The organism is Polaromonas sp., from assembly GCF_013817205.1.
In the GTDB taxonomy this organism is placed as follows: domain Bacteria; phylum Pseudomonadota; class Gammaproteobacteria; order Burkholderiales; family Burkholderiaceae_C; genus Polaromonas.
In genome coordinates, this window is sequence record NZ_JACDDD010000001.1 from 1 (window position 1) to 18,492 (window position 18,492).

The window sequence follows — 18,492 nt, forward strand, 5'->3', positions numbered from 1 at the left end:
TGATGAAGCCGATGATCTGCTCTTCGGTGTATCTGCTTTTTCTCATGTCCGCCATTTTCCTGGGTTGGCGGACTTCTCTCTTTTACGATGGTACGGCTGGGTGGGGGCAGGTCACATAGACAACGGTGATGGCGCTACCCGCTCAATAACTCCACGTAACGCCGATAACTGTAATTGCGGTTTTTCTTCTGCCCGTTCAGCTCGGTGACGATGCCCAAATCTTCCAGCACCTTCACCGCCGCAGTGGCAGTTGGGAAGGTAGTCGCTAGCTTCTGGCGCACTTGGTCGATGGTGAAGCGCGGCATCATGGGCAGCATCTCAAACTAGTGGGGTAGCGGGTTTTTGGTTCATGCCGCCTTTGGGTGGACATCCAGGCTACCGCTACACAGGATGTTCTGATAAGGGCAGAGCCCGGCGCGGCCGCCTGGGGCGATGGGCCTTGGCTCACAAATCCTCAACCTTGTATTCGCTATAGCCTTCGTAGTAGTAGCTCACGTCAATGCCTTTCATGTACAGCGCGCGGTCGTTGATTTGGTCAGTCAAGGCACTTTTGAGCAGGTGTTTGATTTCCAGGTCTTTCACCACACTGCGCTCCATGGCCGACAGATACTCGGCCTTGTCCACTGCGTTCCAGTCGATCACACGCTGCAATTCTTTTTTCAGCATCAAGTCGAGCCAGATGCGTGTGGCACGCCCGTTGCCTTCGCGAAACGGGTGGGCGACGTTCATCTCCACGTATTTTTCAATGATTTGGTCAAAGCTTTGCTGCGGCATGGCGCTGATGTGCGCCAGCGACTGCTGCAAATACATCACAGGGGCAAACCGGAAGTTGCCTTTGGCCAGATTCACGTCACGCACCTGCCCTGCAAAGTCATACACCTCACCAAACAAATAGCTATGGATAGCGGCCAAGCCCGCAAAGGTGCCCACTTCCATTTGGGTTATGTCTCCGCTTTCAAACAATTGTTTGGCTTTTTGCTTGCTCAGCTTTTCTTCAACCCGGTTGAGTTCAACTTGGCTGGTGATGTGAAGTTTGTTGCCCAAGACCATGGTGTGTCCTTTAAATTCTTATCTACTGAGTTGCGCAATGTACGCGGCATAACTGTAGCTGCGGTTCTTCTTCTGCCCCGTCATCTCGGTCACGATGCCCAAATCTTCCAGCACCTTCACCGCCGCAGTGGCCGTGGGGAAGGTGGTAGCCAGCCTCTGGCGCACTTGGTCGATGGTGAAGCGCGGCATCATGGGCAGCATTTCAAACAGGCGGTAGCTGCTGGGTCCGGCTTTAGGTGCGGCCAGCAGAGTGCGGCGGTCGGTTGCCAGCAGCGTGGCAATGGCCACGATATTGCGCTCGGAATCTTGGGCCGCCACGGCCACGCCTTCCAGGAAGAATGCGACCCAGCCTTCCCAGTCGCCTTCGGTACGCACGTTGGAAAGTCGCCGGTAATACTCGGCCTGGTGTTGCTTCAGGTAGCCGCTAACGTACATCAACGGCTCGGGCAGCAAGCCCCAATGCTCCAGCAGCGCGGCAATCAACAGGCGCCCAATACGGCCATTGCCATCCAGAAATGGGTGAATCGTCTCAAACTGCAGATGGACCAGGGCCGTTTTTACCAGCGGGGGCAAGGGCAGCAAACCATGGTCTGTGTTGTGTATGAAACGCTCCAGGTCTGCCAGCAGGGCAGGCACCCGCTCAGGCGGTGGCGGCACAAACGCCGCATTGCCCGGCCGCGTGCCACCAATCCAGTTTTGCGAGCGGCGCAACTCGCCAGGCTGCTTGCCGTTGCCCCGCGCGCCGTCCATTAGCAACCGGTGCGCATCGCACAGCAAGCGCACGCTCAAGGGCAAGCCAGCGGGGTCACGCAGTTGCGACTGCACCAGCCGGAAGGCGCGCAGGTAGTTGGTGACCTCTTCCACGTCATCGGTGTTGCTGACCGCAAAACCCGCTTCTTCGTCAAACAAGTCTGCCAGCGTGGCTTGGGTGCCCTCAATCTGAGAAGTGAGCAGCGCCTCTTTGCGGATGGCGCTGTAGAGCAGCCAGTCCACCGACGGCACCAGCCCGGCAACGCCTGACAACCGGGCCAGCGCCAGCTCGGCCGCACGGTTGGCCTCAACAAAGGACTCGGGTGCCAGCGCTGGCTTGGTGGGCGGCAGTGCGTGCGGCACAAACGCCTGCACGGATTCGCCCAAGGTGGTGGAGGTGGCGTAGGTACCGGTGCTGCGCATGGTGCAAAAGAGGTCTTTAATTTGATGAAATCACATTAAACTGATCTTTAATACAAAGCGCAAGTATGAAAGCAGGCTTGAGAGAGAGGCAGACGGCCAGAAAACCCGAAATTTGCACTTTTTATAAGCCAAATCGGCCTCAAGCCCCCGTCAAATCTGCGCGAGCAGCTATCAAAAACGTAGCGCTTCGAGGCACCGTAGAGCAGCAGCACACCCGCGCAGCAGGCTCTACCGGCCCTACACCACCACCGGCTCCGGCTCCAGCCGGATGCCGAAGCGTTCGTACACGCTGGTCTGGATGGCTTTTGCCAGGGTCATGACCTCGCCGCCCGTCACTGGGTTGGTGCTGCCGCCGCGGTTGACCAACACCAGCGCCTGGCGTTCGTAAACACCGGCGTTGCCTATGCTTTTGCCCTTCCAGCCGCAGGCGTCGATGAGCCAGCCGGCGGCGAGTTTGACCGAGCCGTCGGCCAGCTGGTAATGGACGATCTTGGGCTCGCGCTGGATGATGTCGGCACACTGCTCGGGCGACACCGTGGGGTTCTTGAAAAAGCTGCCGGCGTTGCCGATGACCTGGGGGTCGGGCAGCTTGGCGCGCCGGATTTCACAGACCCACTCATAAATCTGCAGCGCATCGGGCTGGACGCCCGGCGACTGGGCCATTTTTTTCTCGATATCGGCATAACCGAGCACCGGTTTCCAAGCCTTGGGCAAGGCAAACCGCACCCGCGTGATCAGCGCCTTGCCGGCCAGACCGAGCCCGTTGGGGCCGGTGCTGCTGTGTTTGAACACCGAATCGCGGTAGCCGAAGGCGCATTGTGCGGCGTCCAGTGTGAAGGTTTTTCCGGTTGACAGGTCCACCGCGTCCAGCGACTCGAAGCGGTCCTGCAGTTCGACGCCGTAAGCGCCTATGTTCTGCACTGGCGAGCCGCCCACGGTGCCCGGGATCAAGGCCAAGTTTTCAAGGCCCGGGTAGCCCTGGTGCACGGTCCAGTCCACGATGTCGTGCCAGCTTTCACCGGCGCCGGCCTCGACGATCCAGGCCTTGGAAGTCTCGCCGACCAGCTTTTTGCCCTTGATCTCGACCTTGAGCACCAGCGGCTTGACGTCGCCGGTGATAACGATGTTGCTGCCGCCGCCCAGCACAAACTTGGGCGCGTCGCGCAGCGCCGGATCGGCCAGCACCGCGGCGATATCCTGCTCATTGGTGATGCGGACCAGGCTCAGGGCCTTGGCCATGATGCCAAAGCTGTTGGAAAACTGGAGAGGGACGTTTTTCTCGACTAACATCCGGGGATTGTCTCATCCGGACCGCCGCCGTCGCGTCAACCAGGAAGCCCCGAACCATGCCCTCTTTTGACACCGTCCTCGAAGCCGACCTGGTCAAGGTCAAGAATTCGGTTGAAAACACCGCCAAGGAAATCGGCACGCGGTTTGATTTCAAGGGCACGGCAGCCGCGATCGAACTCAAGGACAAGGAAATCACCCTGATTGGCGACAGCGACTTCCAGATCGACCAGATCACCGACATCCTGCGCAACAAGGCGACCAAAAGCGGCGTCGATGTGCGCTTTTTCGACGCCGGCAAGGTCGAAAAAATTGGCGGCGACAAGGTCAAGCAGGTCACCAAGGTGCGCAACGGCATCGAGACCGAGCAGGCCAAGAAGATCTCGCAATTGATCAAGGGCAGCAAGGTCAAGGTGCAGGCCTCCATCCAGGGCGACGCGGTGCGGGTCACCGGCAAGAACCGCGACGACCTGCAGGAGGCCATGGCCATGATCAAGGCCGAGTTGCCTGACATGCCTTTAAGCTTCAACAACTTCAGAGACTGAGCCCATGAATAGCGTACCTGTCCGCTCCCTGTTGGCGGGCTTGCTCGGCCTGGCTGCTTTTCTGGCCGCACCGGCGGCCATCGCCCAGAGCGTGGCACTCGCCGGCATGCTGGGCTCCAAGGCGCTGCTGGTCGTCAACGGTGCACCACCCAAGTCGGTGGCAGCCGGTGAGACCCACATGAATGTCAAAGTGATTTCGGTCTCGGGCGACCAGGCGGTGCTGGAGCTCAATGGCAAGCGCCACACTTTGCGGGTGGGCGATGCGCCGGTCAGCGTGGGCGCGAGCAGCGGCGGGGGCGGGGCCGGCAAGGGCACCCGCATTGTGCTCAACGCCGGCAGCGGCGGCCATTTCATGACAGCTGGCCAGATCAACGGGCGGGCGGTGCAGTTCATGGTGGACACGGGCGCCACCAGCATCGCGATGAGCGCGGCCGATGCCGAGCGTGCGGGCATCAGCTACAAAGACGGCCAGCCGGTGCGCATGAGCACCGCCAACGGCATCACCCAGGGCTTTCGCGTGAAACTTGCTTCGGTGCGCGTCGGCGACGTCGAGGTGTATGACGTGGATGCGGTCGTCTCCCCGCAGCCCATGCCCTACATGCTGCTGGGCAACAGCTTCCTGACCCGCTTCCAGATGCTGCGCGAAAACGAGCAGATGATTCTCGTCAAGCGCTACTGAACCAGGGCACGGAGCAGCTCAGTTTTTGGCCTTGCTGCCCAGCTTGGATTCCGTACCCTTGAGCAGCTTGTTGATGTTTTCCTTGTGCCGGAAAGCCAGGAAGGCACTCATCACAAATATCGCCAGCGCCATTGATTTTTCTGCGTACCAGAAGCTGCGGTCGCCGATCATGTAGTACCAGGGCGCAAACAGAGCGCAGGCCAGCGAGGCCAGCGACGAGTAGCGCGAGAAAAAGGCGACGATGACCCAGGTCGCAAGCGTCGCCAGCCCCAGCACCCAGTGCACACCGAACAGCACGCCGGCGGCTGTTGCCACACCCTTGCCACCTTCGAACTTGAAGAACACCGGGTACAGGTGACCGAGGAAGGCCGCCAGACCGACGGCCGCCAGTGTGCCTTCCCTCAGGCCGTAGTCGCGGCCGAACCAGCCCACCAGCGCCATCGGCAGCCAGCCCTTGAGGGCGTCGAGCAGCAGAGTGACAACCGCTGCGGCCTTGTTGCCCGAGCGCAGCACATTGGTCGCACCCGGGTTCTTGCTGCCGTAGCTGCGCGGGTCGTTCAGGCCCATCAGCTTGCTGACAATGACAGCAAAAGACAGTGAGCCCATCAGGTAGGCGGCCACCACGGCGATGGCGGAATAGAGATAGTCCATGTGTTCTCCGGTGTCTTGTTTTTAGTCGATGAGCGCGCAGTTGACGGATTTTGCACCCAGCAGGTCCACGCACACCTGCGGCGCGATCCCGACGAGGTAGCCGCGCCGCCCGCCGTTGATGGCGATCCGGGGCAGCGCCAGAATGCTTTCCTCGATGTACACCGGCATGGTCTTGCGGGTGCCAAAGGGCGATGTCCCACCGACCAGATAACCACTGTGCCGGTTGGCCACCTCCGGCTGGCAGGGCTCAACCGACTTGGCGCCGATTTGCCGCGCGAGATTTTTTGTCGAGACCTTGCGGTTGCCGTGCATCAGCACCAGCAGGGGTTTGCCGTCCTGGTCCTGCATCACCAAAGTTTTGACGACGGTGAAGGGATCAAAACCCAACACCTGTGCACTGTGCTGCGCGCCGCCGTGATCCAGGTACTCATAGGGGTGTTCGGTGAAAACCACATTGTTGGCCTTCAACAGCTGCGTGGCCGGTGTCTCCGAGACATGTTCCTTTTTGCCCACAGCGGCGCCTCCGTTCAAGTGCCAGCGCGGAACCGGCTTTGCCGGGCCGCAGATGGCGCCCCCTGGGGGGAGGCGCCGAAGGCGCTTCGGGGGGAAGCCATATTTAAAGCGCCGGGTCGCGCAATTCCCAACGGATGGTGTCAATCGCAGCCAGCAACTCGGGCGACAGCTCCGTGCCCCACGCATCCAGGTTCTCATCAAGTTGCGCGACCGAGGTGACGCCGATGATGGTGCTGGCGACCTGCCATTTGCCGTAACAAAAGGCCAGTGCCATTTGCGTGGGCGTCAGGCCATGCTCGCGCGCCAGCGCGTTGTAGCGGCGCGCGGCGGCCAGCGCCTCGGGCCGGCCCCAGCGCTGCTTGCGCACGGTTTCGAATTTGGCGATACGCGCTTCGGCCGGTACGTCCGGGCCGGTGGTCCCGCTCTGGTCGTACTTGCCGGTAAGCAGGCCGAAGCCCAGCGGCGAATAGGCCAGCAGCGACACGCCCAGCCGATGCATGCTCTCGTCGAGGCCGTTTTCCACCGTGCGGTTAACCAGGCAGAACGGGTTTTGCACCGTGGCCACTTTGGCCAGGCCCATCTGGTCAGCCAGACGCACGAACTCGTGCACACCATAAGGCGTTTCGTTGGACAGGCCGATGGCCCGCACCTTGCCCGCCCTGACCAGGCCGTCCAGGGCTTCGAGCTGGTGCTCGATGCTGCTGACTGGTTTGTCTTTGGCGGGGTCGAAATACGCCACGCCGAAAGCCGGCACATGGCGGGCAGGCCAGTGAATCTGGTACAGGTCAATAACGTCAGTCTGCAGGCGCCGAAGGCTGTCCTCGCAGGCCTGCACGATGTCACTGGCCGTCAGGTCAGGGCTGCCCTTGCGGATCCAGTCCATGCCGCGCGCCGGGCCGGCGACCTTGGTCGCCACCACCATCTTGCCGCGCGCGCCGGGGCGGCTGGCGAACCAATTGCCGATGATGGTCTCGGTCGCGCCAAAGGTTTCAGCGCGCGCCGGCACCGAATACATTTCCGCCGCATCGAGAAAATTGACACCACGCTCCAGCGAGCGGTCAAGAATGGCGTGGGCGCTGGCTTCGTTCACCTGCTCACCGAAGGTCATGGTGCCCAGACAAAGGGGGGTGACCTTCAGGTCGCTGCTGCCGAGTTGGACTTGGTTCATGGATTCACTACGGGTTCAATAAGGGCTATGAGGGAAAACAGGGGTGGCTGACCCCAACAATTTTAAAGCGTGCAAAACACGCCCTTGCCGCGCAGGCACTCGGGCGTTTGACTTACAAGTCCCCGGAGCTGCCGCGCCTAAGATGCTCCACACAAGCGCGCACTCGGCGTGCTTTGCCAAACAACTTTCCAGGAGAAAATCCATGAAACTCGCCCTTACCACCCTGACCTGCGCCGCCCTCTTCCTCACCGGCTGCGCCAACATGAGCGAAACCCAGCAAGGCACGGCCAAAGGCGCCGGCATTGGCGCTGTCGCAGGCGCAGTCATCGGTGCCGCTACTGGCGGCTCCAAGGGTGCAGCCACTGGCGCTGTGCTTGGCGGTGCCGTAGGCGCAGGCGGCGGTTATCTCTGGTCGCAGCGTATGCAGCAGCAAAAAGCTGCGATGGAGCAAGCCACCGTCGGTACCGGCGTGGCTGTGAGCCAGACCGCCGACAACCGCCTCAAGCTTGACATCCCCGCCGACATCTCGTTTGCGACCGGCCGTTCGGACATCAATTCCAGCTTCGCGCCCATCCTGAACCAGTTCGCAGGCAGCCTGAATCAGAACCCGGTGACCAGTGTGACCATCATCGGCCACACCGACAGCACCGGCGGCGATGCCATCAACAATCCGCTGTCCATGGACCGTGCCAACAGCACCCGCAACTACTTGGTCAGCCGCGGTGTGGCCGCCAATCGTGTCGGCACCGACGGCGCCGGCGCCCGCCAGCCCATTGCAGACAACAACACCGATGCAGGCCGCGCCAAGAACCGTCGCGTCGAAATCTATGTGGCAGAGCCCGTCCAGGCCGCAGCGCGCTGATCGAACCGTCGCATCCTGATCCTTTGGGCACAGGCGCCACCTGCCGGTGACGCTCTGTGCGCAGGGCAGGCACCGGCACATCAATGGGGAAACCCATGGCAAACCCTCCGGGAGACCGGGGGGGTTTTTGTTTTCCGGCTCCGCCGGTCCGGCGTGCACCATAATGCTTGGGGCATATTCACCAAAGGCTTTTCATGCGACTTTCAACCCACCTGCGTGTTAACGCGGAGGAGATTCTTGTAGCCTGGGACACTTTTGCGGCCACCCTGGTGCAGGACGGCAGCATGATGGACCCCGCCACCTTGCGGGATCATGCCGGTGAGATTCTTGCGGCCATCGCCGACGAACTTGATCGCCCGCCGCCCGCGGACAAACTCGACACGCCCCCAGACGCCAGCGATGGGGCTTCGGATGACCTGGAGGCTGCCGCCGGAACCCATGCCGACACCCGCATGGTCTCGGGGTTTGCCATCGACGCCATGATCACCGAATACCGGGCCTTCCGCACCAGCATTGTCCAGCTGTGGCTGGCTGCAGGCGGCGGGCGCGAGCAGCCCCGCGACATGGAGGATCTGGTGCGCTTCCATCAATCCATGGACCAGGCGATTGCCGACTCGGTGGCCCGTTACACCGATCAGACCCGCAAATCCACCGAGCTGTTCATAGGCATCCTCGGCCACGACATCCGCAACCCGCTGGGCACCATTTCCATGTCGGCGCAGTATCTGGTGCGCTCCGGCAAGCTGGAAGCCAGTGCGGCGGAAACCATCATCAACAGCGTGGTCCGTATCAACAGCGTGATCGAGCACGTGGTCGATTTCACGCGTGTGCAGTCCGAGGGAATGATGCCAATCAAGCCCGTGCCCGGCGACCTGGCCCTCCAGTTTGCCAAAGTGCTGGCCGAAACCCGCGCGCGGTATCCACGCAGCGTGCTGAGCCTTGAAAGCACCGGGGACTTCAACGGTTTCTGGGACGAGGGCCGCATGGGGCAACTGCTGTCCAACCTGCTGACCAATGCCCTGACCCATGGCGGGGAACCTGTGAAGGTCCGGCTGTGGGAAGAAGCCGGAGGTGTGGCCTTTTCGGTGCACAACCTGGGCACGCCGATCCCGCTGCAGGAGCAGCAGCGGATCTTCAGGCCGCTGGTGCGCGGCATGGCGGCCGGCCAGGGCGAGCGCCGCGAAACCTCGGGCCTGGGCCTGGGCCTCTTCATCTGCCAGGAGATTGTCCGCGCCCACGGCGGAAGCCTGGACGTAATCTCCACTGCAGCCGATGGCACCACCTTTACGGTTCGACTGCCGCGCTCGGTGCCGGGCACCCCGGCCCCGCGCGCCAATTAAGCTCACCCCTGCTGGTAGAGAACAGCAGCTCAGCCTGCCTGGAGGAAGCGTTGCTCCTCTTGCAGCCGGAGCACGCGGCGCTGGACCTTGCCGGTGGTGGTCATGGGCAGTGCGGCTATGAACTCGATCTCCTTGGGGTATTCGTAAGGCGCCAGCAGTCCCCGCACATGGTTTTGCAGTTCTGCTACCAGTTCAGCATCAAATTGGCCCTCAGCCCCCGTCCGACGGGCGCGGGCAGCTATGAAATCAGGAGCAAGCACAACATAGGCCTTGACCAGCGCGCCGCGCTCCCGGTCCGGCTTGGGCACCACTGCGGCGTTCGCCACCGCCAGGTGTTTGACGAGGCAATTCTCGATCTCGCCGGGGCCGATGCGGTAGCCGGCGGCCTTGAACACGTCGTCGGCACGCCCCTGGTACCAGAGATAGCCATCGGCGTCGCGCGTGGCGAGGTCGCCGGTGCGGCACCAGTCACCGGTGAATTTGGCCTGTGTCGCCGCCTCCTTCTTCCAGTAGCCCAAAAAGAAAATCGGGTCGGCATGGCGATGGATGTCAAAGCGGTTGACGGCCACATCGCCAGCCACACCGACGGCGCATTCATTGCCCTCGTCGTTTATCACCGCCACCCTGTGCCCAGGGTAGCCCTTGCCCATGCTGCCGGGCCGTGCTGGCCACAGTGCAGAACAGTTGCCGACGATGTAGTTGATTTCGGTCTGGCCGAACATCTCATTGACAAGCACACCGAGCTCGTCGCGGCAGTAAGCAAACACCGCGTCGCCCACCGCCTCGCCGGCGCTCATCATGGCCCGCAACTTCAGTTTGAAGTGCTTTCGCGGCTGCGGGTAGGCCTTCATCATGGCTTTGAGCGCTGTCGGAAACAAAAAGGTGTGGGTCACGCCCTGTTGCTGCATCAGGCTGAAGGCCAGCTCCGGGCTAAAGCGGCCGTTGAAAGCCACAATCGGCCGACCGAAGTACAGCGTCGGCAGCAGCGCATCCATCAGGCCGCCCGTCCAGGCCCAGTCCGCCGGTGACCAGAAAACGCTTTGCGTTTCTGGCTCCGGCAGACTGGGCTTTGCCCCTTTCAGGCTCGCCCCCACCCGACCCCTCCCCCGGCCGGGGGAGGGCATCCCGACTTCGCTCCCCCGCGCGGGGGAGGGGGTCGGTACACCACCGTCAGTGGGGAAACCAAACCAGTTCTGGCTGCAGACAAACCCGGGCAGGTTGCCGATCAGCGCACGGTGCGCCAGCAATGCGCCCTTGGGCGGGCCGGTGGTGCCGCTGGTGTAGATCAATATGGCTGCGTCGTCGGCTTTGGTTTTGACGGCGGTGAATGCGCGCTGCTGCGCGGCCACCGCAGCCTCGTAATCCACGTCGCCCTGCCCCGCAGCCGCGCCGGCGGCGATCACCGTGCGCAGGGCCGGGCAGCGGCTGCGCACGACCTGGATGTTGTCCATGGAGCTTTCGTCGCAGATGGCCAGCACCGCGTCGCTGTCCTGCAGGCGATATTCCAGCGCCTCGGGTCCGAACAGCATGGACAGCGGCATGGCCACTGCGCCCATCTGAAACACCGCCATGTAGGCCACCGCAGTTTCAAAACGCTGCGGCATCACGATGGCAACCCGGTCACCGCGTTTGACGCCGAGTTCCACCAGCACATGGCTGAGCGCATCGGCTGCCGCCTGCAGCTGGAAATAGGTATAAAAAATACCCTCAGCCCCCGACTGGTGGGCGCGGATAGCTATTCTTTTTGTAGCATCCGGCATCTCTGCCCAGCGTCGTGAGCAAACGCCGGCAATGTTGAAGTATTCATCGACCTGCCACCGAAAGCCGGCGTGCAGGGCGTCGTAAAGATCGGGGGGCTTGGCGGTCGCGTTGTCCCTGCCTTTACTCGTAGGCGGTGCAAGTCTCTTTATCATCACTCCAATGTACAAAGAAAAACGCATCTCCCGCAGCGAGTTAGTCCCTATACGTGGTATCACCTACCGCGTCCGCATCTGGCAGTCCCCGCAGACTGACGCCTCGGCCGCTAGCGCCGGGCCGCCCCAAGCAAGGCCAGCCCCCTCGGGGGGCAGTGAACCACACGCAGTGGGGAACGTGGGGGTACCACTTGTACTGGTACACGGCTGGATGGATGTCTCCGCGTCTTACCAGTTTGTGGTGGATGCCCTGTCTGACGCGTTTGTCCAGGGCCGCAGCATCATCGCGCCTGACTGGCGTGGCTATGGCCAGACCGGAACAGGGGGGGCAGACAACTTTTGGTTTCCGGACTATTTGGCCGACCTCGATTTCCTGCTGGACCACTACGCCGGCGACCACCCGGTGGACCTGGTTGGCCACAGCATGGGCGGCAATGTCGCCATGCTCTACGCCGGCGTGCGACCGGCCCGCATTCGCAAGCTGATTAACCTGGAGGGTTTCGGCATGCCTGCCACCCGCGCCAGCCAGGCACCGGGACGTTTTGCCAAATGGATGGACGAGCTCAAGAGCCTGCACAAGGGCGAGATGGCGCTCAAGCCCTACAAGGACGCCGATGGCGTGGCCCGCCGGCTGATGCGCACCAACCCCCGCCTGAGCCAGGACAAGGCCGACTGGCTGGCCCGGCACTGGGCTGCCCCCGACGCCCAGGGCCAGTGGAACATTCTGGGCGACGCGGCCCACAAGATCACCAACGCGCAGCTTTACCGCGTCGACGAGGTGCTGGAAATCTACCGCAACATCAGCGCGCCCACGCTGGCCATCGAGGCCTCGGACGACTCCCTGGGCAAATGGTGGCAAGGCAAATACACACTGGCCGAATACCACGAGCGCCTGAAATCCGTGCCACAAATCAGCACCGCCGTCATTCAGGACGCCGGCCACATGCTGCACCATGACCAGCCCGCGCAGCTCGCACAGCTGATCGGGGACTTTCTGGGCCAGGAATCTGCGCCGCAGCCCTCGCCCACGTAGCCCCTGGGGCAGCTTGACCCCAAGTAGCACGCTGGCCGAGCGGTCTTTGTAGGACAATCAGGATTTTGCGCATGGCGCGGGGAAAATCCATGACCGCACCCAGCGTCATCAACGAAGAAAACTATCGTCGCATCCTGACGCGCAACGTCGGCCTGCCGCTGGGCGTTGGCACGCTGAGTGCCGTCGTTTTCGTCGCTCTGATCTTTTACCTGTTGTCCGTTCTGGGCGGTGTCGAGCGGGCAGAGCGCGCCATCAGCAGCGCCAACCAGATCGCCAAACTGGGCGCCAATATGGAAGCCAGCATGTATGGCTTCCTGGTTACCGGCGAAGAGCCCCTGCTCCAGCCGTTCGAGATCGGCAAGCCGCGCATCGCCGCTGAAACCGCCACGCTGTCCGGGCTGGTCAGGGACAACCAGGATCAGGTCAGCCGGCTCCGGCGCATTGCAGCCCTGCAGACGCAATGGAACGAGTTTGCGCAAAGCATTGTGGATCTGCGGCGCAAGGACCTCGACTACCAGGCGCCCGTGCGCTCGGCCGGCGGCAAAAGCCTGACGGACGAGATCCGGCGTGAATTCGCAGAATTCATCAGCATTGAAGAGCGCCTGCTGCAGGAGCGCAACGCGCAGGCACGCAACAACACCGCCTGGGGCATGGCTGCCTACTTGCTCTTCAGCCTGGGGCTGAGCGGGCTGCTGGCATTACTTGGGCACCGCGAGTTGCAGCGTCTGTCGGACTCCTACGGCGAGGCGGAACACAAACAAGCCGCAACGGCGCTGCTTCTGGAGCAGCAGCTCTGGCTGCGCACCGGGCAAAGGCAACTGGGCGAACAAACCCAGGGACAACACGCACTGGCGTCGCTGGGGCGCAAGATGCTGGAGTTTCTGGCGCGTTATCTCGATGTGGCCGTCGCCGCTCTTTATGTGCGCCAGGAAAACGGCGAGCTGCAGCGCGTGGCAGCCTACGGCCAGACCCATGACGGCGGCGAAGCGGGGCAAACAGATCGCACCGGCGAGGGCCTGGTCAGCCAGGCCGCGCTTGAAAACCGGATCCTCCAGCTTGACGATCTGCCGGCCAGCTACCTCAAGGTCAGCTCCGGCCTGGGCCAGGGCTCTGCCCGCCATGTGCTGGTGATCCCGGTGCACAACGACGGGGTTGTCAATGGCGTGGTCGAACTCGGATTCCTGCGTGCGCTGGCCCCGCGCGACCTGGAATTTGTCGCCCTGATCGCCAGCAACATCGGCAACTCCATCCACGCGGCGCTTTACCGCCGTCGCCTGGAAGATGTGCTCAGCCAGTCGCAGGAGCTCAATGAGGAGCTTCAGGTCCAGCAGGAAGAGCTGCGCACCACCAATGAAGAACTCGAAGAGCAGTCCCGTGTGCTCAAGGAGTACCAGGTCACGCTGGAGAACCAGCAGGCCGAGCTTGAGCAGAACAACGAACAATTGTCGGAAGTGGCCCTGTCGCTGGACCACAAAAACGCAGCACTCAACCAGGCCCAGACCCTGCTCGAGGAGCGCGCCGCTGAATTGAGCCGCGCCAGCCGCTACAAGTCAGAATTCCTGGCTAACATGTCACACGAGTTGCGCACGCCGCTGAACAGTTCGCTGATTCTTGCCAAGCTGCTGGCCGACAACCCCAAGGGCAACCTCAGCCAGGAAGAAGTCCGCTTTGCACAGTCGATTTATTCGGCAGGCAACGACCTGCTCAGCCTGATCAACGACATCCTCGACATTTCCAAGGTCGAAGCCGGCAAGCTCGAGCTGTCGCCGGAGGACGTGGCGGTGACCAAGCTGGTGGACTCGCTGAAAAACACCTTTGAACCGCTGGCCAATCAGAAGAAGCTGGCCCTCACCATCCGCATCGAACCAGGGGCCCCGGCGACGCTGAAAACCGATCGCCAGCGTATTGAGCAGGTCCTGAAAAACCTGCTCTCCAACGCCATCAAGTTCACCGACGCCGGGGAAGTCAGCCTGCGCGTCGCGCTGCACCAACAGGGCATCGTTGCCTTCTCGGTGCGCGATTCCGGCATCGGCATACGCCCCGACCAGCAGCAGCTCATTTTTGACGCCTTCCGTCAGGCCGATGGCACAACCAGCAGGCGTTATGGCGGCACCGGGCTGGGCCTGTCGATCTCACGCGATTTGACCACCCTGCTGGGCGGCTCGCTCTCGGTAGACAGCAGACAGGGAGGGGGCAGCACCTTCACCCTGCTGCTGCCCTGCGAATGGAACCCGGCATCGGCTCCCCAGGTCCTGAAGCCCGCCCGCCGGGCGCCCGCGCGACCCCGCAACACGGCGCCAGTTCCGGAGTCCGCCCCTTTGCGTGGGCCGGTGCCTGCCGCGGCTTTTGCCGATGACAGGCATTTACCGCCCGGCGGCCGCCTGGCGCTGGTGATCGAAGACGATGTCATTTTTGCGCAAATCCTCTACGACCTGGCGCGCGAGATGAACTACCACTGCCTGGTGGCCCATCGCGCCGAAGACGGTTTTGCGCTGGCCATGCAGTTCATTCCGCATGCCATCCTGCTCGACATGGGGCTGCCGGATCGTCCGGGCCTGTCGGTGCTGCAGCGACTCAAGGAAAACCCGAAAACGCGGCACATCCCGGTACATGTGGTGTCGGGTGAAGACCTGACCGAGGAAGCCCTGCAGATGGGCGCCATCGGGTATGCGCTCAAACCCACCACGCGCGAGCAGCTCAAGGACGTGTTCCAGAAGCTTGGCGACAAACTGGCCCAGAAAATCAAGCGCGTGCTGCTGGTCGAAGGCGATGCCTTGCAGCGTGACAGTGTGGTGCAACTGATTGGTGACGGTGACATCGAGATCACCGCAGTGGCAACCGGCGGTGAGGCGCTCGAGCTGCTCACTCGCACCATGTTCGACTGCATGATCATGGACCTGAACTTTTCCGACATGCAGGGCCATGAGCTGCTCCAGCGCATGTCGGCCGAGGAACTTTCTTCTTCACCGCCCGTCATCGTCTACACCGGACGCGAGATGACCCGCCAGGAAGAGGCCGAGCTGCTGAAGTATTCGCGCGCCATCATCATGAGGGGCGCGCGTTCGCCCGAACGGCTGCTAGACGAAGTCACCCTCTTTCTGCACAAGGTCGAATCGGAGCTGTCGGCGGACCGCCAGATCATGCTTCAGAACATGCGCAGCCGCGATGCCGCCTTTGACGGCCGCAAGGTGCTGGTAGTGGACGACGATGCGCGCAACATCTTCGCCCTGACCAGCGCCCTGGAACAAAAGGGCATGCGGGTCGAGGTCGGTCGCAACGGCTTTGAAGCCATCAGCAAGCTCGACGAAATCGCAGACATTGACCTGGTGCTGATGGACATCATGATGCCGGGCATGGACGGGCTGGAGGCGACGCGGCGCATCCGCAAGGATGCACGTTTCAAGAAACTGCCCATCATTGCCGTCACCGCCAAGGCCATGAAGGACGACCAGGAGCAATGTCTGAAGGCCGGCACCAGTGACTACCTCGCCAAGCCGATTGACCTGGACCGGTTGTTTTCCCTGCTTCGCGTGTGGATGCCGGTCACGGATCGCAGCTGATGCCCAAAAAAACCGAGCTCCACGCAGCAGCGACCGGACGCGCCCCGGGCAGGGATACTGCCGAGGACCATGCAGAAGCTGACTTGCACCTTTTGACGCAGGCCATCTACAGCCAGTACAGCTACGACTTCCGCGACTACGCGGGTGCGTCCCAGAAAAGGCGGGTCATCAAGGCGCTCGCCCAGCTCGGTTACCCGACCATCCCGGCCCTGCAGGCAGCGGTTGCGCAAGACCCGGTTGTTTTCATGCAGTTGCTGCAGTACCTGACCATTCCCGTCAGCGAAATGTTTCGGGACCCCACATTTTTCCTGGCCCTGCGCCAGCAGGTCATGCCGGTGCTGCACACCTATCCCTCGCTGAAAATCTGGGTGGCCGGCTGCAGCACCGGTGAAGAGGTGTATTCACTGGCCATCCTGCTCAGGGAAGAAGGTCTGCTGGACCGCTCCCTCATTTATGCAACGGACATCAACCCCAAGTCGCTGGCCAAAGCGCGCAAGGGCATTTTTTCGCTGTCCAGTATCCAGGGCCACACTGCCAACTACCACGCCGCCGGCGGCCGGCAGGTGTTTTCCGACTACTACACAGCCGCTTACGAAGCTGCCGTTTTCGACAAGTCCCTGCGTGACAACGTGACCTTTGCCGATCACAGCCTGGCCACGGACAGCGTGTTTTCAGAAATCCAGCTGGTGCTGTGCCGCAATGTGCTGATTTATTTCAACAAGAAGCTGCAGGACCGCGCGCTGGGCCTGTTTCACGAATCACTGAGCCTCCGCGGCTTCATGGGCCTGGGCAGCAAGGAAAGCATTGACTTCTCGTCCTATGCCACGCGCTTTGAGCCACTGGACCGGCCCGAGCGGATTTTCCGCAAGCTGGAGGACTGAGCAGGCGCATGGATATCCAGCAGGTCGCAGCAAGACATGCCGTCGAGGCCGTGGTGATTGGTGCCTCGGCCGGCGGAGTGCACGCGCTGCTGACCGTGCTGTCAGGGCTGCCGGCGCAGTTTTCGCTGCCCATCATTGCCGTGCTGCACCTGCCCAAAGAGCGCGACAGCCGGCTGGCGGACGTCTTCAACCAGAGGCTGGGCATGGTGGTGCGCGAGGCCGCCGACAAGGAAGCCATCGCGCCGTCCACCCTGTACTTCGCTGGCTCCGGCTACCACCTGTCGATCGAGGCCGACCGGACTTTTTCACTTAGTTGCGAAGAACCTGTCAACTATTCGCGGCCCTCGATCGATATATTGATGGATTCCGCTGCCGACGCCTACGGGCCCAGTCTTGCCGGGGTGCTCCTGACCGGCGCCAATTTTGACGGCGCGGCTGGCCTGGCCCGCATCAAGCAACGGGGCGGCCTGACTGCGGTACAGGACCCGGCCGAAGCCCAGGTCGCCACCATGCCGCAAGCAGCCATACGAAAACTCAAACCCAACCTGATTCTCACGCTGGATGGCATCCGGCAATTGCTCATTCAACTTGACCACAACCATGCGAATACCTGACACCGCCAAAGTCCTGATCGTTGACGACCTGCCCGACAACCTGCTGGCGCTCAACGCCCTGATTCGCCTGGAAGGCCGCGAAATCTTCCAGGCCAGCTCCGGCGAGGCAGCGCTGGACCTGCTGCTCGAGCATGAGTTTGCGCTGGCCATCCTGGACGTGCAGATGCCCGGCATGAACGGCTTCGAGCTCGCCGAAATAATGCGCAGCACCGAAAAAACACGCAACATCCCCATCGTGTTTGTGACCGCTGCAGGCAAGGAATCGAACTACGCCTTCAAAGGCTACGAAACCGGCGCGGTGGACTTTCTGTACAAGCCGCTGGATACCGAAGCGGTCAGGAGCAAGGTCAATGTGTTTGTCGAACTCCATCTGCAGCGCAACGAAACGCGGCGCCAGGTACAGGCGCTCGAAATAAGCCGCGAGGAACAGGAAGTGCTGGTGCAGGAGTTGCAGGCCGCCGAGGCCGAGCTGAAGGTTGCCGTGCGCATGCGCGACGATTTCATGTCCATGGTGGCTCACGAACTGCGCACACCGCTCAACACCCTGTTTCTGGATGCGCAGTTACGCAAGATGCAGCTGGACCTCGGCAACACCGCCATGTTCGACGCGGCCTACCTGCAGAAAATGGTGGCACGCGACAAGCTGCAGGTGCAGAACATGGTGCGCCTGATCGACGACATGCTGGACGTCACCCGGCTGCGCAACAACCGCCTGTCAATACGCCCCAGCGACGTCAACCTGCCGGTGCTGCTGGAGCGTGTGGTCGGCAATCTCGCCAACCAGGCCGCCTCGGCCGGCTGCGCCATCACGCTGCACGCCACGCAACCCGTCATCGGCTTCTGGGACGAGTTCCGTATCGAGCAGGTGCTCATCAACCTGCTGACCAACGCACTGCGTTACGGCAAGGGCCAACCCGTCGATGTGCGCATGACACCGCTGCCCGACGGCGTGCGCATTGATGTTCGCGACGGCGGCTGCGGCATTTCGGTGGCTGACCAGAAGCGCATCTTCGGCCAGTTTGAACGCGCCACTTCACGCGAAGGTGACCATACCGGCGGCCTCGGCCTGGGTCTGTACATCACCCGCCAGCTGGTGCATGCGCATGGCGGCAGCATCGAAGTGGCAAGCCAGCCCGACCACGGCTCGGTGTTCACCGTCCTGCTGCCGCTGCGGCCGCCCGTTGAGCCGGCGCTGGCTGCGGACTGACGGCTTGGCCACGCCG

Annotated in this window: 17 protein-coding genes; 9 read left to right on the forward strand and 8 right to left on the reverse strand. The window is 62.2% G+C overall.

Going from position 1 to position 18,492, the window contains the following annotated elements; genetic code table 11:
* Positions 1-134: 134 nt before the first annotated feature.
* The 4 genes from H0W47_RS00005 to murB form a co-directional block, all read right to left on the reverse strand.
* Positions 135-317, reverse strand: coding sequence for a hypothetical protein (locus H0W47_RS00005; RefSeq protein ID WP_296919197.1), 183 nt, complete (start codon positions 315-317; stop codon positions 135-137).
* A gap of 127 nt (positions 318-444) precedes the next feature.
* On the reverse strand, positions 445-1,050 hold the full coding sequence (fic, locus tag H0W47_RS00010; protein WP_296919198.1) for a protein adenylyltransferase Fic: 606 nt from the start codon (positions 1,048-1,050) through the stop codon (positions 445-447).
* Positions 1,051-1,068: 18 nt separating this feature from the next.
* Entirely contained in the window at positions 1,069-2,223 is a 1,155-nt protein-coding gene (locus tag H0W47_RS00015) for a Fic family protein (RefSeq protein ID WP_296919199.1), read from the reverse strand.
* Between the two features lie 237 nt (positions 2,224-2,460).
* Positions 2,461-3,513, reverse strand: coding sequence for a UDP-N-acetylmuramate dehydrogenase (murB, locus tag H0W47_RS00020; RefSeq protein WP_296919200.1), 1,053 nt, complete (start codon positions 3,511-3,513; stop codon positions 2,461-2,463).
* Between the two features lie 56 nt (positions 3,514-3,569).
* On the opposite strand from murB, the gene H0W47_RS00025 reads away from it, so the two are divergent.
* Together H0W47_RS00025 and H0W47_RS00030 are read left to right on the forward strand one after the other, a co-directional pair.
* Complete coding sequence (locus tag H0W47_RS00025) at positions 3,570-4,055, forward strand: YajQ family cyclic di-GMP-binding protein (RefSeq protein WP_296919201.1); 486 nt, start codon at positions 3,570-3,572, stop codon at positions 4,053-4,055.
* A gap of 4 nt (positions 4,056-4,059) precedes the next feature.
* Positions 4,060-4,734, forward strand: coding sequence for a TIGR02281 family clan AA aspartic protease (locus H0W47_RS00030; protein ID WP_296919203.1), 675 nt, complete (start codon positions 4,060-4,062; stop codon positions 4,732-4,734).
* Positions 4,735-4,752: 18 nt separating this feature from the next.
* Here the strand turns inward: H0W47_RS00030 and plsY are convergent, their stop codons facing one another.
* From plsY to H0W47_RS00045, 3 genes are all read right to left on the reverse strand, one after another.
* Positions 4,753-5,385, reverse strand: coding sequence for a glycerol-3-phosphate 1-O-acyltransferase PlsY (gene plsY / locus H0W47_RS00035; protein ID WP_296919204.1), 633 nt, complete (start codon positions 5,383-5,385; stop codon positions 4,753-4,755).
* A 21-nt stretch (positions 5,386-5,406) separates the two neighbouring features.
* Positions 5,407-5,898: an aminoacyl-tRNA deacylase gene (locus H0W47_RS00040; RefSeq protein WP_296919206.1), complete on the reverse strand. Its 492-nt coding sequence runs from the start codon at positions 5,896-5,898 to the stop codon at positions 5,407-5,409.
* A 103-nt stretch (positions 5,899-6,001) separates the two neighbouring features.
* The gene (locus H0W47_RS00045) at positions 6,002-7,066 is read right to left on the reverse strand and encodes an aldo/keto reductase (protein WP_296919208.1); all 1,065 of its coding nucleotides are present in this window, start codon (positions 7,064-7,066) and stop codon (positions 6,002-6,004) included.
* A 202-nt stretch (positions 7,067-7,268) separates the two neighbouring features.
* Between H0W47_RS00045 and H0W47_RS00050 the strand changes: the two genes are divergently transcribed.
* Together H0W47_RS00050 and H0W47_RS00055 are read left to right on the forward strand one after the other, a co-directional pair.
* On the forward strand, positions 7,269-7,928 hold the full coding sequence (locus tag H0W47_RS00050; RefSeq protein WP_296919210.1) for an OmpA family protein: 660 nt from the start codon (positions 7,269-7,271) through the stop codon (positions 7,926-7,928).
* 194 nt (positions 7,929-8,122) lie between these two features.
* The gene (locus H0W47_RS00055) at positions 8,123-9,268 is read left to right on the forward strand and encodes a sensor histidine kinase (RefSeq protein WP_296919211.1); all 1,146 of its coding nucleotides are present in this window, start codon (positions 8,123-8,125) and stop codon (positions 9,266-9,268) included.
* Positions 9,269-9,297: 29 nt separating this feature from the next.
* Here the strand turns inward: H0W47_RS00055 and H0W47_RS00060 are convergent, their stop codons facing one another.
* A complete protein-coding gene (locus H0W47_RS00060) occupies positions 9,298-11,181 on the reverse strand; it encodes an acyl-CoA synthetase (protein WP_296919213.1) in 1,884 nt (627 codons plus the stop codon).
* Between the two features lie 7 nt (positions 11,182-11,188).
* Here H0W47_RS00060 and H0W47_RS00065 point away from each other — a divergent pair, with 7 nt between their 5' ends.
* From H0W47_RS00065 to H0W47_RS00085, 5 genes are all read left to right on the forward strand, one after another.
* Positions 11,189-12,214, forward strand: a complete 1,026-nt coding sequence (locus H0W47_RS00065; RefSeq protein ID WP_296919214.1) for an alpha/beta hydrolase — start codon at positions 11,189-11,191, stop codon at positions 12,212-12,214.
* A gap of 89 nt (positions 12,215-12,303) precedes the next feature.
* A complete protein-coding gene (locus H0W47_RS00070) occupies positions 12,304-15,774 on the forward strand; it encodes a response regulator (RefSeq protein ID WP_296919216.1) in 3,471 nt (1,156 codons plus the stop codon).
* Positions 15,774-16,655, forward strand: a complete 882-nt coding sequence (locus H0W47_RS00075) for a protein-glutamate O-methyltransferase CheR (protein WP_296919218.1) — start codon at positions 15,774-15,776, stop codon at positions 16,653-16,655. Before H0W47_RS00070 ends, H0W47_RS00075 begins: the two co-directional genes overlap by 1 nt.
* A gap of 8 nt (positions 16,656-16,663) precedes the next feature.
* A complete protein-coding gene (locus H0W47_RS00080) occupies positions 16,664-17,269 on the forward strand; it encodes a chemotaxis protein CheB (RefSeq protein ID WP_296919220.1) in 606 nt (201 codons plus the stop codon).
* Positions 17,256-18,476, forward strand: coding sequence for a hybrid sensor histidine kinase/response regulator (locus tag H0W47_RS00085; protein ID WP_296919222.1), 1,221 nt, complete (start codon positions 17,256-17,258; stop codon positions 18,474-18,476). Before H0W47_RS00080 ends, H0W47_RS00085 begins: the two co-directional genes overlap by 14 nt.
* Positions 18,477-18,492: the final 16 nt, after the last annotated feature.